Source organism: Scatolibacter rhodanostii (assembly GCF_900197595.1).
Classification (GTDB): domain Bacteria; phylum Bacillota; class Clostridia; order Oscillospirales; family Acutalibacteraceae; genus Scatolibacter; species Scatolibacter rhodanostii.
Genome location: NZ_FZLO01000005.1, coordinates 155,099 through 171,241 on the forward strand (window position 1 = coordinate 155,099; position 16,143 = coordinate 171,241).

The following is a 16,143-nucleotide window of genomic DNA, read 5'->3' on the forward strand; positions in this document are numbered from 1 at the left end:
GATTACCTATCACAATTTATACTATTCCATGGGCATGAATTTCGTTCATATTGGGAGGATTTATGACACATTCTTTTAAAACAAGTGATTTTTATTATGATCTGCCAGAAGAACTGATTGCACAAACACCGCTTGAGAAAAGAGACACTTCAAGGCTGTTAATGCTGAACAAACAAACAGGAGAAATTAGTCACGAGCATTTTTATGATATTGTAGAAGCTATTCATGAAAATGACTGTCTAATTCTGAATGACTCTCGTGTTTTGCCGGCAAGAATTTATGGAACAAAAAAAGAGACCGGTGCGGTGGTAGAATTTTTACTGCTCAAGAACTTGGGAGAAGATATTTGGGAATGCTTGGCAGGTCCAGGCAGAAAAGCAAAAGTAGACACAGAATTTACTTTTGGTGAAGGACTAATGCAGGGCAAAGTCGTCGAAGTGAAAGAAGACGGCAATCGTTTGGTGAAATTTTCTTATGACGGCGTGTTTTTTGCCATACTTGACAAAATCGGGCAAATGCCGCTGCCGCCTTATATTCACGAAAAACTCAAGGACCAAGAACGCTATCAGACAGTATACTCCAAAGAGCTTGGTTCGGCTGCGGCGCCAACGGCCGGTTTGCATTTCACCGAAGATTTACTGGACAAGCTGCGTGCAAAAGGGGTAAAAGTTGGGTTTGTGACTTTGCACGTGGGGTTGGGAACGTTTCGCTCTGTCAGCGCTGAATTTATCGATGAGCATAAAATGCACTCCGAACATTATTATATGCCGCAGGAAACCGCTGATATCATCAATGAGACCAGAAAAAACGGTGGGCGAGTGATTGCCGTTGGCACAACAAGCTGCCGAACGCTGGAATCTTGTGCCGATGAAAACGGTCACTTTACGGAGAGCAACGGTTGGACAGAGATATTCATTTATCCTGGTTATACATTCAAAGGGATAGACGCTTTGATCACAAACTTCCATTTGCCGGAAAGCACATTGGTTATGCTTGTGTCGGCTTTGGCCGGAAAAGAAAACATTCTGCATGCTTATGAAGAAGCAGTCAAAGAAAAATACCGATTCTTTAGTTTTGGAGATGCGATGTTTATCAGCTAAAGTAACTTTTGAAAGCAATATAATAGGGCAGAACAGAAACAAGAACAAGAAAAGGATAAGAAAGGTTTGGCTATGTACAAATTAATTAAGAAAGAAAAGCAGGCAAGGCGAGGAACGTTTACTACCGTACACGGAGAAGTGCAAACACCGGCTTTTATGAATGTCGCAACAGCAGGGGCAATTAAAGGCGGTGTTTCTGCCTATGATTTGCATGATATAGATTGCCAAGTTCAGCTTTGCAATACCTATCATATGCATTTGCGCCCCGGTGATGAAACCGTTAAAAAGCTCGGTGGACTGCACAAGTTTACCGGCTTTCATGGTCCCATTCTCACTGATAGCGGAGGTTTTCAGGTTTTCTCGTTGGCAAAGCTTCGCAATATTATAGAAGAAGGCGTGACATTTTCTTCTCACATCGATGGCCATAAAATTTTTATGTCACCGGAAAGCAGTATGCAAATTCAGTCAAATTTAGCATCTACCATTGCAATGGCGTTTGATGAATGTATGGAAAATCCGGCGGAATATGACTATGCTAAGCATTCTACGGAACGCACAACACGTTGGCTTGAACGCTGTCAAAAAGAAATGAATCGCCTTAATGCACAGGCAGATACGATTAACCCACAACAATTGCTGTTTGGTATTAACCAAGGGGCAACATATGAAGACCTTCGCATTGACCACATGAAAACCATTGCAAAAATGGATTTGGACGGCTATGCTATTGGCGGTTTGGCAGTTGGTGAGAGTCACGAAGAAATGTACCGCATTATTGAAGCGGTTGAACCGCATATGCCAGAGGGTAAAATTCGTTATTTAATGGGAGTGGGCACACCACAGAATATTTTAGAAGCGGTGCGGCGTGGGGTTGACCTTTTTGACTGCGTTATGCCAAGCCGAAATGCACGTCATGGACATGCTTTCACAATGGAGGGCTGCCGAAACCTGATGAATGCGAAATACGCATTGGACGAAGCACCTCTGGATGAAACTTGTACTTGCCCAACATGCCAAAAGTTTTCAAGAGCCTATATTCATCATTTGTTTAAAGCCAAAGAAATGCTGGCTATGCGTCTGACCGTAATGCACAATCTGCATTTTTACAATCACCTCATGCAGCAGATTCGAGATCACTTAGATGAGGGAACATTTGAGGCTTTTTGTGACGAATATGCCGAAAAACTTGGACAGAGAATTTGAGAGAAAGACACAAAAAATTCACTTGCTTGTCTTATCTTTTTTTGCTATAATATATAACATTAACTTGGAGGTGCGATTTGAATGAATCAATTGATATTTCTTGACACAGCAGCTGCTGCTACGACCACAGCGGCACAGGGCGGCGACCTGATGACCATGCTGGTGTCTTTGTTGCCCATGCTTTTAATTCTTGTCGTCATGTACTTTATGATGATTCGTCCCCAGAACAAAAAGAGAAAAAAAGAATCTGAAATGAAAAAGAATGCACAGGTTGGCGATGAGATTACAACAATCGGCGGCATTAGCGGCAGAATTATCGCTGTGAAAGAAGAAACAGAGTCTATTGTGATTGAAACAGGAAGCGATAAATCAAAGCTGCATATCAAACGCTGGGCAATCGGCAGTGTTGATACCATTCACGACGAAGACTAATTTTCTATTAAGGCAAGGCATAAAAGAACTCTATGTTTCATATCTTTATTATAGATTGAAATATGGGGTTGTTTTTATATGAAAAAGCTAAGAACAATTTTGGTTTCTGTGGCAATCATGTCAGTTATCTCTTTGTGCCTTTTGTTTATTGTGGCCGTTATTTTGGCGAAAGCAGGCACCTTGGCAGGAGATTTCGTCAATCTCTTGACCACTATCATTGCTTGTGCATCGGCATTTCTTGGTGCTTTTTTTGTGTCCACTCGTGTAAAAGAACAGGGTGCCTTTTATGGCTTGTCAGCTGCCGCTGTTTTTTCACTAATTATGATACTTGTTTCTTTGTTGGTCTATCATAATAGTATGAGCTTTGCCAGTGTGTGGAAGATTGCCGCCATATTGCTTAGTGGTTCACTCGGAGGAATTTTAGGGGTTAACAGAAAAAGCAAAGTGAAATTTTAAATAACTACATAGTGATGAAGAACAGAAAATCTCTCGATTTATATCGAGAGATTTTTATTTGCGCCAATTTAAATTTATTATAGAAATTTAGTGTTCAGCAATTATAAGTATTATAAACTAAAATAATTTCTTTTTAGACAAATTATTTTTAAAATCATTGACATCATACACATTAAAGTTATATAATTAAGTAAAAATTTGTATAATTTTAGTAATTTATCCATATTTATAAAGGATTTTGAAAGATAGGTTTGCTTATAATAGCAAATGAATAGGATAAAATCACAGAGAAATGGAGGGGAGTCTCGAATCAAGTTCGTTGCTTAATACATTTGTGATGTTTGCCGATGTAAAATCGTTCAAAATGAAATGAGTATGAAAGTGAAATGGGGGTCATTATATGACGGAGAAAAAGAAACTACCATTAGTTAAAAGGTTATCGGTTCGAGGAAAACTCTTGTTTGGGTTCGGTGGAATATTCATGATTGTACTGATTTCTTTTATTGTAGCAGCGTGGGGAATTTCCCGAATGGGTGAACAAGTGAATTTGTACTCGAAATATACCTATCCTTTGGCCAATTCTAATTTATCCACACAGCGAGATATGGTTTCTACACAGCGATATTTGTTAATAGCTTTGCAAGAAAAATCCCAAAAGGCAGATGTAGAACCATCTTTGGCAGCTGCTGAAGAAAGCGCTAATCGTTATCTTGCCAGCTTTGATTCATTTGCCAATAATCAGCGAAGCAATGTGAATGATGATAAAATTGCTGAAGTGAAAGAATTGATGAGTGAAGTAGGAAAAGCTCGTGAAGCAATTGTAGAACAAATTCGAGATACAGCAGTAGACAGCCGTAAAACTGCCTATGAGATTTATACAAACAGTTATTTGCCTGCTTTCAATGCAGCCAATGAAATTTTGGATGATTTCATGGTTACTGGTGAAGCTCGTGAAGCAGAGCAAAGTGCAGCGGCTTCACGGACCATTTCACAAGTTTGGGTAATGTTGATTTTAATTCTTGTGATTGCCATATCGGTTACTGTGCTCTCTATTCTTGTCATAACAAAAGCAATTCTTACCCCGATTAAAGAAATCGAGGGTGTTTATAAAGAAATGTCAAACGGAAATCTGCATGTTCAGCCTGTCTATGAAAGTTCGGATGAATTAGGTGGTATGGCAAATAATATTCGAATGACTAACACAAAAATTATGTCTTATATTGAGGACATTAGCACAAAACTCACCCAGTTATCGCAAGGCGATATGCGTATTTCGGTAGAGTCAGATTATATAGGCGATTTTGCTGCGATTAAGCAATCTTTGCTTGATACATCTTCCTCCTTGAATGCAACACTCCAGCTAATTAATGTTACAGCAGAACAGGTGAATACAGGGGCAGAGCAGGTTGCAAGTGGAGCGCAATCAATAGCCTCAGGTACAACAGAACAAGCGGCAACGGTAGAAGAACTGAGTGCTTCTGCTATTAATATAGCACAGCAAGCAGAGCAAAACGCACACAATGTTCGTAGAGCAACGGAATACGTTGAGCAAGCAGGAAAAGGGGTAGCAGAGAGCAATCATTATATGCAGCGCCTGAATACAGCAATGGGTGATATAGGAGAATCCTCACAGCAGATTTCTAAGATTACAAAACTAGTGGAAGATATCGCTTTTCAAACTAACATTCTTTCCTTGAATGCAGCAGTAGAAGCGGCACGCGCCGGTAATGCGGGAAAAGGCTTTGCCGTGGTGGCGGACGAAGTGCGTAATTTGGCTACAAAATCGGCAGAAGCGGCGAAGCAGACTGCAGAACTGATTCAAAAATCTACCAGTTCTGTGCATGAAGGAGAACAACTGGCATCTGAGACCCTAAAGGTTTTGGGGAACGTATCTGAAAAAGTGCATCTCGCAGATCAGGTAGTTCGAGAAATTGAAGAATCTTCTAGAGAGCAAACGGATGCAATTGAGCAAATTAATCATGCATTAGTACAAGTTTCGTCAGTGGTGCAAACGAATGCGGCTACGGCCGAAGAAAGCTCTGCTTCAAGTGAAGAATTGGCAGCACAGGCACATGTTTTACAGAAAGCAGTCGCAAAATTTAAATTGACACAAGATCAGATTGTTTATCCCGTGAAAGACGAGGACTCTACTGAGCAAGATGAAGGGACAGAGATTTTCACTGTAAATGAAGGATTTGATAAGTATTAGAAGAAGACTTGTTTGACGAGCTGCTGCAGAAAAACGGCAGATTGAAGGAACGATTTGAAAGCTAAACTGAGGATTGATGAAGGTTAAGGACGGATAGAATAGTTCAGTTATAAAAGTACCAGTCAAGGAATAAAGGGGGGTTAGGCAGAAAAAACAACAGAAGTAATATAACTTTCTGTTGCAATAAGAATAATAAATAGTATATAATTCTAAAAGAAGAGATTAACCATTAGCAAAAAGACTCCGCATAGTATGCAGGAGCCTTTTTGTGTAATACCAGTTTCATCACAAATAGAGGTAAACGGGGACTTTTATTTTAACAGAACGAATCAAAGAACCCATAGACGAAACGGCGAGGAGTTAAATGTTAAACAGAGGGAAAATGATTAAAGGAAAGAAGGAATGGGTATGAAGATAAAAAAGAGAACGGCAAGTGATTTTCTTGCATTAGCGCTGTATGCCTTTGCGGGGTTTGGGCTAGAAATTGTCCTTTCTATGCTTTTGCCAACTGTACTAGGGGTAAAAAGCTCAGATTATACGACCTTTCATCATGTGACTCATTGGGTGCTGACTTGTCTTTTGTGGGGAAGTATGACGGCTTTTCTTTTGCACTTTTCAAAAAAGAAGTACGACCTTAATTTAATGGGGCAAAGAGATTCCATTTCCTCAAAACGCTGGGTGGTTTCAATTGGCATAGCGGTTATTGCCATTGTAATTACAACTATCGTGTGCAAAGGGTTTAAACCAGTTATAGAGTATAAAGCGCTCATCACTTCTATTTTTCAAAATATTTACTATTTGTTTGAATCTGCATTAATTTTATTGACCATTGCGTTTGGCCAAAAATTTGGAGATATGATTACAAAAAAAGAAAACTTACCTTGGGGTGGCTTGGTTTTAGCTTTAACTTGGGGGCTCGTACATATTTTACTTCAGGATTTTAACACAGGTTTATATACTGTTCTCATGTCTATTCTATATGGGACTGTTTATATCGTGCTGAATAGAAATACTAAATACGCTTATGCGTTTATAGCAGTTATGTTTATATTATAGTAAGTACCAATTAGATAGAGGAAAGCAGTAAATAAGTCAAAATCAAAGTAGAATTGTAAGAAAAAGAATAAGCTTAAAAATCCCTTGACACAAACACCGTGTCGTGCTTTATGATGAAGCTAAGGAAAAAGAAATGAGGTCGCACAATGGAACTGCAAAAAGCAAGTCAGGTGTCAAAGGAATACGGTATTTCTACCAGAATGCTGCGTTATTACGAACAAGTAGGTCTGATTCAAAGTGTGCGTAAAGAAGATTATGCTTATCGGGTTTATGACGAAGGAGCAATACGCAGACTTCGCCAAATCATCATATTACGCAAACTGCGTGTTTCTGTTAAAAAGATTCGTGAGATTTTTGACAACAACAATGCGGTAAGCATAATAGAAGTATTTGAACGCAATATGAGTGAAATAGATGAGCAGATTACGGCATTGGCAACGGTTAAATCTATATTGGGCGTCTTGTTAAAGACTTGCAGGAAAAAGCAAATATGTGCCTGCAATTGGATTATTTAAGTGATAATTATGCGTTTTCTGTTGTTGACGGTCTTTCTTTTCCGAAGAACACAATTCAGGAGGAGAAACCAATGGAGGAACTAAACAAGGCAAATGAAGCTTTAAATAAACTGAAAGACAAAGATGTGAGAATTGTTTATCTTCCACCAATGACCGTAGCGGCATCTTATGCCTCTGGGCAATTTGAATACGGCGTTGGAACAGAAGCCACTAGCAAAATAGAACAATTTGTTTGGGAAACTAAACTTCTAAAGGCGAAACCTGATGCTAGAGGAATGGGCTTTGACTGTTCAGACAAAAGCCTGAAAATCAGAATTGGGGAGACAGCAACTGCATATGAGGCATGGGTGTCCATACCGGATGACATGGAAGTAAAAGCGCCTTTGGTAAAGAAAACCTTCGCTGGGGGAACATATGCTGCTCATGTGTTAAGAGATTGGAATTTTCAACAAGACTGGTCTTTGCTTCAAGAATGGGTCAAGGCGAGTGAAAAATATGAAATAAGCGAAGGGCAACCGTGTTTTGAAGAAGTGCTGAATTATTACAACATGATGCAGGACGGAGCAAAAATGGAAGATACACAGTTCGACTTGTTATTGCCCATTAAGGAGAAAACACATGGAAATGATTGATGTTGGAACAATCTTGTCTTTTGGCAGTTATGATTGGCGTGTGCTTGACAAGCAAGAGGACAAAGTGCTGATGATAACTGAAAAGATAATTGAACAGCGCCCTTACCATGATGTGTATAAAGATACCACTTGGGCAGAATGTGCACTGAGAAAATATCTAAATGGTGAATTTTATGACAGATTCAGTGAAGCTGAAAAAGCAAGAATCATCCCTGTGCTTAATCAAAATTTAGATAACCCATGGTATGGTTCACGAGGGGGAGATGACACGACAGACAATGTGTTTTTGTTGAGTCTTGAAGAGGCGGCCTGTAAATATTTTGGTGACAGCAGCGCAAATTTATATCACAAAGGAAAAAACCAACGTTACTGGTTTGAAAGAAAAGACAAGAACAATGGTAAACGGCTGGCTATGCTTCAGGATAATGATTGGAATTGGTGGTGGTGGCTTCGGTCACCGGGCAGAGTAAACGTAAAAGCCGTATATATTCACGGCACTGACGGTAATATCGGGATTCAAGGTAACAATATATTGATTGGAAATCTCAGCGACGGCAGATGTACAGGCGGTGTTCGCCCAACCATGTGGTTGAAGTTGTAACTGCAAAATATAAACAGAATCTCATAGAAGACATCGGCGTAGCTTTAAATAATGCAATCGTCCAACAGACAAAAAGTGTGTTGAACGATAAATGCGTTAGCTAATTCGAAATTGAATTAAGCAAAAATAGTCGAGAAATTTTTTGCCTACCGAGGTAAGATAAGAGCCATGAGGAGGTGAAAAGATGATAGAACAAATTGAAGCTGTTCAGCGAATGCAAGATTATATTGCAGCTTATTTATCCGAAGAAATTACACTGGCTTCGCTGTCGAAAGTGTCTTGTTTCTCACCATGGTATTCTTATCGCCTGTTTTTGCAGTATACCAATATGACACCAGCAGATTATGTTAGAAGGTTGCGTCTGTCTAAATCGGCTATTCGACTGCGGGATGAATCTTGCAAGATTATCGATGTAGCATTATCACTCGGGTTTGGAAGCGTGGACGGTTATCAAAGAGCATTCTTCCGAGAATTTGGGTGTAATCCAAGAGCTTATGCAAAGAATCCAGTTCCTCTCTATCTTTTCACTCCTTATGGAGTAAAATATCGAACACCTCGAAAGGAGAAGAAAATGGAGACTATGAAAAATGTATTTGTGCAAGTAATTGAAAAACCGGAACGAAAGGTACTCATTAAAAGGGGAATCAAGGCAACCGACTATTTTGCCTATTGTGAGGAAGTTGGCTGTGACATATGGGGGTTGTTGCAAAGCATAAAATCAATTAGTGCTGAACCTGTATGCTTATGGCTTCCGTCGCAGTATATCGAGCCCGGCACTTCAGAGTATGTGCAGGGAGTAGAGGTTCCGGCAGATTATGACGGCATTGTTCCCGATGGATTAGATGTCATTATTCTGCCAGCTGCAAAGTATCTCATGTTTAAAGGGGAAGCTTTTGACGAAGAAGAATATTGTCCTGCCATCGAAGAACTGCAAGCGGCAATTGCTGATTATGACCCCCAAGTAATAGATGCTCAGTGGGATTTGTCAAACCCTCGCATACAGCTGGAACCAATTGGTGCTAGAGGTTATATCGAGCTTCACCCCATCAAAATCTGAAGTGAACATTATTTTGAAGGCAAATGACTTCATAAATCTATCTTGATTAAATTACCAGACATCTATTGATACGGATGTCTGGTTTTGCTATACTTGTTTTAGCTTTATAGTGCCATTTTCAAAATGTATGGATTACATAGAAACCGTTAGAATGCGTGTGAGAGGTAAAAATGAAGAATATTTTTTTAGTGGGCGGAACCATGGGAGTAGGAAAAACAACGACTTGTCAAATTGTGAAAAATAGTTTGGATAAGAGCGTTTTTCTTGATGGAGATTGGTGTTGGGATATGCATCCTTTTCAAGTGACAGAAGAAACAAAAGATATGGTAATGGACAATATTTGTTTTTTGTTAAATCAGTTTATTAAATGCTCTGCTTACGAAAACATAATTTTTTGTTGGGTGATGCACCAACAGGCTATTATAGATGAAATTGTTTCGCGCCTTGATACAGCAAATTGTAAGATTCACGCGATTTCTTTGGTATGCGATGAACAAGCACTTTCTGCTCGGTTAAGCAAGGATGTGGATGCGAATATTCGAAAAGAAGATGTGATAGACAGGAGTATAGAGCGGATTCCGCTTTATGCAAAACTGAATACGCACAAAATTGATGTATCAAGAATCACTTCGGGACAAGCGGCAGAATTAATGATTCAAATGAGCCATTGATGATTTAAAGGACAAAATATTCTCTAACAAGATAACGGTTATTATTGTACTGTAATTTATTCTAAGGATGGTAAATATGGAAAAGAATGCTGTGAGCAGAACGAATATTATTGGCGGCGGCGAGGTTGGTCAAGCGGTTTCAATCCACATGAAGAAAGACACGGTTCATCGAGCCAACAGTCTTTTTTGGGACACAAAAGGAAATGACCTTCTCGGCACCACGGCGCTGCCTCATTATGGCGCATTTATTTCAGAAGAAAAATGTCAGCTTCTCGGTGATATCACTGGGAAGAAAGTATTAGAAATAGGATGCGGAACAGGTCATTCTTTGCAGTATGTAGGTGAACGTAAAGCGTCAGAACTATGGGGTGTTGATTTATCACAAGAACAGATTAAAAAGGCAGAAGAACATTTAACAGCAAATGGTCTGTCCGCAAAATTAGTTTGTTCACCGATGGAAGAAGAATGTGGTATACCGCAAAATTATTTTGATATTGTGTATTCAGTTTATGCCATTGGTTGGACCACCGATTTAGAAGCTACCTTTTGTCGCATTGCCTCCTATCTGAAAAAAGATGGTAAGTTTATTTTTAGCTGGTCTCATCCCATCCACAAATGTGTAGCGGTAGAAAACGATACACTACTATTCAAAAAAAGCTATTTTGATGAGTCTTGGTATTCTGTAACCCTTGGCGATAGTTCGCTTACCTTATCCGATCGTAAGTTGTCTACGTATATAAATGTACTGGCTAAGGCAGGCTTTATAATGGAAGAATTAATTGAGGAGTCTGATGAAGATATGTTGGCGTTAAGAGAAGACGATTTTGCAAAGAAAGCAAAAATGCTTCCGGCTACTTTTGTGATAAAAGCAAGAAAACAGTGAAAAGCCAAACGGCTTGGCAAAATTCAGGCAGACGAGTTTAGCTATGATAATGATCTGTGCAACTTATATCAGGTAATTATCAGCAAAAATTGATATACTAAGGGAAGGAGTGAGGCAAATGTCTTTACAAACAATAAAGTCAATGGCCAAATGGGTCGAAAATAATATAACAGAGAACCCAAGTTTGCAGGATATGTCTGCTTATGTTGGGTATTCGCCGTATTACTGTTCTGCAAAATTTCATGAGCACATGGGCATGACCTATAAGCAATTTCTTGCTCAATGTAAATTAAAAGCGGCTGCTTATGATCTCTGCATGACCAATGACAAAATTACCGATATTGCTTTTCGTTACGGGTATTCATCGTCAGAAGCGTTTGCCAGAGCTTTTTCTCAAGAATTTCAATGCTCGCCGCGACAATATCGAAAAGCTTGTGGTGTCAAGTTGGCCAGACTTAACCTTTAGATGGATTGCTTTCTCCAAATTTGTTAGGGCAAGGAGATAACATGTTAGATAAATTTGGAAGAAATGACTTATGCTGGTGTGGCAGCGGCCGCAAATATAAAAAATGTCATTCCATTATGGATGAACAAATAGAAAGATACCGTTTAAGAGGGCATGAAGTACCGCAACGAAAACTATTGAAAACAAAACTGCAAATTGAGGGGATTCGAGAAAGTAGCAAAATAAATATTGCGTTACTGGATTTTATTGGAGACTATATCATCGACGGGGTAAGCACCGAAGAGCTAGATCGGCTTATTTATGAAAAAACCAAAGAGCTTGGTGGTATTCCGGCAGATCTTCATTATGAGGGATATCCTAAAAGCTCTTGTATTTCGATTAATGACGTTGTCTGTCATGGCATCCCTTCTAAAGATGTGTTTCTAAGAAACGGTGATATCGTCAATGTTGATTTGTCGACAATCTATAATGGCTTTTTTTCTGACTCATCCCGTATGTTTTGTGTGGGTTCAGTTTCTCCTGAAAAGCAAAAATTGGTTGATGTTGCAAAAGAATGTATGGAGTTGGGCATTGAACAGATAAAGCCTTGGGGATTTCTCGGGGATGTGGGGCAAGCCGTAAATGACCATGCGATAAAGAATGGATATTCTGTCGTGGAGGAAATTGGAGGCCATGGCATTGGCTTACAATTTCATGAAGAACCGTGGGTGGGTTATGTGACAAAACAGGGGACAGGTATGCTTTTAGTGCCAGGACTTGTTTTTACAGTAGAGCCTATGGTGAATATGGGCAAAGCCGATATCGTAACAGATACAGGTGACAATTGGGCTGTTTATACAGTAGACGGAAAACCCTCTGCCCAATGGGAGAAAACTGTATTGGTAACAGAAACAGGACATGAAGTGCTAACCTATTAACACTCTGTAGTAGCTATTCAAATAGAAATATAAGCGAAAAGACCTGTGCATAATACGCAGGTCTTTTCGCTTATTAAAATACAGAATAAAAGAAAGGGAATAGCTTAGTGCCATGAAAATTAAAAGACAAATTGAGTGATTAAATCTACTGTATTAAAGAAAAATCAATCTGTCTTATTTCCGGATATCCCAAAGCTGGAAGAAATACATAGCCGGAATGGCTGCCGTCTATTTGTTCCAGGGTATATCCTTGTCCATAAGGTACTAACGTCACATCTTTGATGGATTCCAGATTCGGTACAAAAATCACAGTATCAGTAGAAGATTTCTCTTCTTGTATTTTGCAATGAAAACGGTTATTTTGATGAGTATAGCTGTATTCTAAAATGCGACCGGCGGCTTTCATGGGATATGGTCTGACAATTACTTTGGAAATAGGATTGTGGTAGAGATGAGAAAAGTCATAATAAGTATCACTGGCTAAGTCTTTTTCAAAGATTTGAACGAGATGAGCCGCTTGCTCCAACTGCTTTTCTGAGGCGTTGGGGTAGCAACCCCATTCTCCAACTAGCAGAGGCAGATTCAATTTATTTTGCACCTGTTTGTGAGCTTCAAATATTACCTCCACCCTTGCATTACATGATTGTTCATATAAATCTGTGTCCACCAAAATATCGTAGCCATGTGGGGCATATGCTTGATTTGGGTCTTGCAAACCGTTTTTATCTACGATAGCGGTAATGGCTGAAGTCATCCCGGCATTGCTGAAATAGTTGGTTTCCAAAAAAATCATAGTTTCTTGGTCGACTTCTCGTATAGTTCTGGCAATTCTATTATAAAATGTGCGAAGACTCGTTTTCTCAAATTGCTGTGAAGAACCTTGCGCACCTTGTATTAGATTTGTATAGAGAGTTTTGTCGGTAAGAAGTCCTATCAACTCCTCTTTTTTCGAAGAGTCAGACCATAATGCCAAAGAATCATTTGGATTCAGTGCGAGATTGTTTGGCATCGCTTCGGCTAGACCGCTGAGTAAAGCTTGCAAAACTTCACTTGCACCTGAACCCATAAAAGGTTCATTCATGACATCATAACCAATAACCGTGATATTGTCTTTATAGCGCAATGCAATGTGTTTCCACATATGAATATAATGGTCTTGTATGCCCACACCATCACAGGCGGGCTTGTTATTCCAAAAATTATCAAATGCCGTTTGAACAGCTCTGCTTAGCAAATAAGATTCGCTCCACAAATCTGTTTGGACATGTTCATAGCCGTCAGTAAGAGTTGCCCAATCAGGTGCGCCGTCAGAAAATTGACTGCCAAACAAGTCTTGGTGCATATCTAAAAACACGTGAATATCATGCGCTGCAGCCATGGCAATCAATTCATCTATCTTGCTAAGATAGTGTTCATCATATTTCCCTGGTTCTGGCTCCACTGCATCCCAAAAAATACCCAGACGGATAACATTGAAGCCCCCGTTACGTAAGGTTTCAAAGTCTTTGTCATGATAATCTCCGATATAATTTCGATCTTTTTCTTTGCAAACCATATTGATTCCATGCAGCAGTGTGTGCCGACCTAGCCAATCAACAAAGATATTTCCTTTTGAAGTAACTAATTTTTTCATAGGGAGCAACTCCTTCTTTAAAGTTTACTTTACGTGAAACAACAATAAACCAAGTCGTTGTTTCATACAACAGAATTTCATTCAAAAGTATAAACCTTCTAGTAACTCTAATGTCAACTGAAATGTAGAAGTGCAATGTATTCAATCAGTTTATATACAGAGAAAAGTAGCCTTTATAATCCCAACAATGTTAAAAATAAAAAGGATGGATTGACCCGCAATCCATCCTTTTTATTGGCAATAATCTAAAGCCTAAATTTTTTCCACGGGGATATAGATTTTAAAAAATAAAATCAAATCTTTTTCTCTGCCTGCATATAAGTCCAGCACATTTCTTTCAATGGCATCTGCTACCACTCGATAATTATTGTAAGTAATGTATTGCAGCATTTTGTCATAGACCTCATCAATATCTAAATGGTCAATTCGGTTTACTTTTGCATTACAACACACGCATAGCCGACTTTCAACGACTTGCAGCAGGTCTACTCGATTAGTTTTGCACGGTTGCTCTGAAATATAACCATATTGATTATAAGTATGATAATCGCCAGCCAAAAGAGATTTCTTGTCAATAGTAGAAATGATGTTGGCAAAAGAATTCCAATTTTCTTGTGCTGAATCATTCGCATTCACGATTTCGTTAATATCTAGTTCGTCATTTTCTTGCGTATCAAATTTTTTTGCCAACATCCACAACTTGGGTATCGTTTTAACCGTAATCTGATTGTCGTAGCAGGTATCTTTTACGCTATCTTGAAGCATCAACGCCTGTGATTTTAGATTTTTCAGTGCATTTATTTTGTTATCGATTTCTTGCGTGTAGTTAGATAATTCTTGTTCAATTAGGCTCGCATTTTCATGTTCCAAAACAGTAATTAATCTGCTGATGGGTGTACCAATAGAACGCAACAATAGGATAGTCGATATCATTTCAAATTGAGCCTTTGAGTAATAGCGGTAGCCGTTTTTTTCGATTTTCCATGGCTTTAATAAATTGATTTCATCGTAATACCGCAGTGTGTGAGTAGACAACTTGAATATTTTAGCCACTTCTCCAATGGTGTAGTATTCCTTAATAAAAAATCACCCGCTTTTATGTATAGTTTCAAAATCATACGCTCAATAAAATTGTTAAAGTACCTTCATTATTACTATTGTATCTTTTTATTTTGTTTTTTCAACCTTTTTGCTTTTCTTTATCCGTACACTTAACGGATTCTACCAAAAATTTAGAAAACTCTAATGGTGCTGCACCCACAAAGCTGTTTTGCATGGTAGCCATGTAAATAATTCGGTTGTAAGACGAACACTTTAAAGGTAATTTTTTTACGTTGAATAGGCGAATCATATCAGTGTCACATACAATTGAAATTCCAATTCCGTTCTCAACCATGCCTACCATAGAAAAATCTGTTCCTACTTCGCAGAAGATATTCGGTGTACATCCTTCTGCCTGAAACAGATTATCAATTAGAGGGCGAGTACCAGCTGTTTTATCATAATAAATGATGGGGAATGGGGCTAAATCTTGTATGCAAACCGAATTTTTAAGACTGAGCGGGTGATTACAAGGGACTATGACGGTCAAGCCTTGTTCCCAAAGCGCTTGAAAGCGGATGTTAGGGTTGTCCGTTTTTTGAGAGCAGATGACGATATCGTATTTTTCCTGCTCTAAATCATCAATTAATTGATAAGAAGTGCCTTCTTGGCAGTGAAAGCGAACACCCGCATGCTGCTTTAAAAAATCAGACATGATAGGTGCAACTAAAGTGGCAGATACAGAAGCAATAAAGCCTAATTGTATGCGCCCGTTTTCTAAGTTAACCATGCTATCAAGTTCTTTTTGTCCCACCTCTAAAAAATCCAAAGATTTATCCACATATTCTAAATACCGTTTTCCGTATTTGGTTAACCGAACATTGCGTCCTTGTTTTTCAAAAAGATAAGCGCCAAGTTCTGTCTCCATGTGTCTGATGGCATTGCTTAGAGAAGGCTGAGAGATTTGTAGAACATCAGCTGCTTTTGTATAGTGTTGTAGATGTGCCAAAACCGAAAAGTATTTTAAGTGATTGTAATTCATTTGTTGGCTCCTTTTATACCGTGGGTTAAAAAGTTTGATTGATAGCTTGGTGCTATGAATACTATACCAAAAAGTTATTTTTTTAACAATAGTTATTTGCTATACTACTGAAGGATTGCGTAAAATTATGTAGAATTTAGGGTGTTTCAAGGAGTTATTTGACAATTTGTTAGGATTGTCAATCAAAATGAGCGGAAGTTTTGATGGTAACCAGCTTGATGAAGTTTCT

At 38.8% G+C, this 16,143-nt stretch carries 17 protein-coding genes; 14 read left to right on the forward strand and 3 right to left on the reverse strand.

The window, feature by feature from the left end; genetic code table 11:
• Positions 1-62 precede the first annotated feature (62 nt).
• From queA to CS931_RS10720, 14 genes are all read left to right on the forward strand, one after another.
• On the forward strand, positions 63-1,100 hold the full coding sequence (gene queA, locus CS931_RS10655) for a tRNA preQ1(34) S-adenosylmethionine ribosyltransferase-isomerase QueA (protein WP_099205771.1): 1,038 nt from the start codon (positions 63-65) through the stop codon (positions 1,098-1,100).
• 72 nt (positions 1,101-1,172) lie between these two features.
• Complete coding sequence (tgt, locus tag CS931_RS10660; protein WP_099205772.1) at positions 1,173-2,303, forward strand: tRNA guanosine(34) transglycosylase Tgt; 1,131 nt, start codon at positions 1,173-1,175, stop codon at positions 2,301-2,303.
• Between the two features lie 81 nt (positions 2,304-2,384).
• Positions 2,385-2,735, forward strand: coding sequence for a preprotein translocase subunit YajC (gene yajC, locus CS931_RS10665; protein WP_099205773.1), 351 nt, complete (start codon positions 2,385-2,387; stop codon positions 2,733-2,735).
• A 78-nt stretch (positions 2,736-2,813) separates the two neighbouring features.
• Positions 2,814-3,191, forward strand: coding sequence for a TIGR04086 family membrane protein (locus CS931_RS10670; RefSeq protein WP_099205774.1), 378 nt, complete (start codon positions 2,814-2,816; stop codon positions 3,189-3,191).
• 400 nt (positions 3,192-3,591) lie between these two features.
• Positions 3,592-5,400, forward strand: coding sequence for a methyl-accepting chemotaxis protein (locus CS931_RS10675; protein ID WP_099205775.1), 1,809 nt, complete (start codon positions 3,592-3,594; stop codon positions 5,398-5,400).
• 408 nt (positions 5,401-5,808) lie between these two features.
• Entirely contained in the window at positions 5,809-6,456 is a 648-nt protein-coding gene (locus CS931_RS10680) for a hypothetical protein (RefSeq protein WP_099205776.1), read from the forward strand.
• Positions 6,457-6,602: 146 nt separating this feature from the next.
• The gene (locus CS931_RS10685; RefSeq protein ID WP_099205777.1) at positions 6,603-6,971 is read left to right on the forward strand and encodes a helix-turn-helix domain-containing protein; all 369 of its coding nucleotides are present in this window, start codon (positions 6,603-6,605) and stop codon (positions 6,969-6,971) included.
• Positions 6,972-7,042: 71 nt separating this feature from the next.
• Positions 7,043-7,603, forward strand: coding sequence for an effector binding domain-containing protein (locus CS931_RS10690; protein ID WP_099205778.1), 561 nt, complete (start codon positions 7,043-7,045; stop codon positions 7,601-7,603).
• On the forward strand, positions 7,590-8,204 hold the full coding sequence (locus tag CS931_RS10695) for a DUF6273 domain-containing protein (RefSeq protein ID WP_099205779.1): 615 nt from the start codon (positions 7,590-7,592) through the stop codon (positions 8,202-8,204). Before CS931_RS10690 ends, CS931_RS10695 begins: the two co-directional genes overlap by 14 nt.
• 184 nt (positions 8,205-8,388) lie before the next feature.
• Entirely contained in the window at positions 8,389-9,261 is an 873-nt protein-coding gene (locus CS931_RS10700; RefSeq protein ID WP_099205780.1) for a helix-turn-helix domain-containing protein, read from the forward strand.
• Between the two features lie 170 nt (positions 9,262-9,431).
• Complete coding sequence (locus CS931_RS10705) at positions 9,432-9,932, forward strand: ATP-binding protein (RefSeq protein WP_099205781.1); 501 nt, start codon at positions 9,432-9,434, stop codon at positions 9,930-9,932.
• 76 nt (positions 9,933-10,008) lie between these two features.
• Positions 10,009-10,815 carry a class I SAM-dependent methyltransferase gene (locus CS931_RS10710; RefSeq protein ID WP_099205782.1) on the forward strand — a complete coding sequence of 269 codons (807 nt, stop codon included), beginning with the start codon at positions 10,009-10,011 and terminating at the stop codon, positions 10,813-10,815.
• A gap of 118 nt (positions 10,816-10,933) precedes the next feature.
• The gene (locus CS931_RS10715; RefSeq protein WP_099205783.1) at positions 10,934-11,281 is read left to right on the forward strand and encodes a helix-turn-helix transcriptional regulator; all 348 of its coding nucleotides are present in this window, start codon (positions 10,934-10,936) and stop codon (positions 11,279-11,281) included.
• A 41-nt stretch (positions 11,282-11,322) separates the two neighbouring features.
• Entirely contained in the window at positions 11,323-12,198 is an 876-nt protein-coding gene (locus CS931_RS10720) for a methionyl aminopeptidase (protein WP_099205784.1), read from the forward strand.
• Between the two features lie 145 nt (positions 12,199-12,343).
• Here CS931_RS10720 and CS931_RS10725 read toward each other — a convergent pair whose 3' ends face one another.
• The 3 genes from CS931_RS10725 to CS931_RS10735 form a co-directional block, all read right to left on the reverse strand.
• Positions 12,344-13,831 (reverse strand): cellulase family glycosylhydrolase, encoded by a 1,488-nt coding sequence (locus CS931_RS10725; protein WP_099205785.1) that lies wholly within the window; start codon positions 13,829-13,831, stop codon positions 12,344-12,346.
• Between the two features lie 252 nt (positions 13,832-14,083).
• On the reverse strand, positions 14,084-14,911 hold the full coding sequence (locus CS931_RS10730; RefSeq protein ID WP_099205786.1) for a MerR family transcriptional regulator: 828 nt from the start codon (positions 14,909-14,911) through the stop codon (positions 14,084-14,086).
• Between the two features lie 100 nt (positions 14,912-15,011).
• Entirely contained in the window at positions 15,012-15,914 is a 903-nt protein-coding gene (locus CS931_RS10735; protein ID WP_099205787.1) for a LysR family transcriptional regulator, read from the reverse strand.
• Between the last annotated feature and the right edge of the window lie 229 nt (positions 15,915-16,143).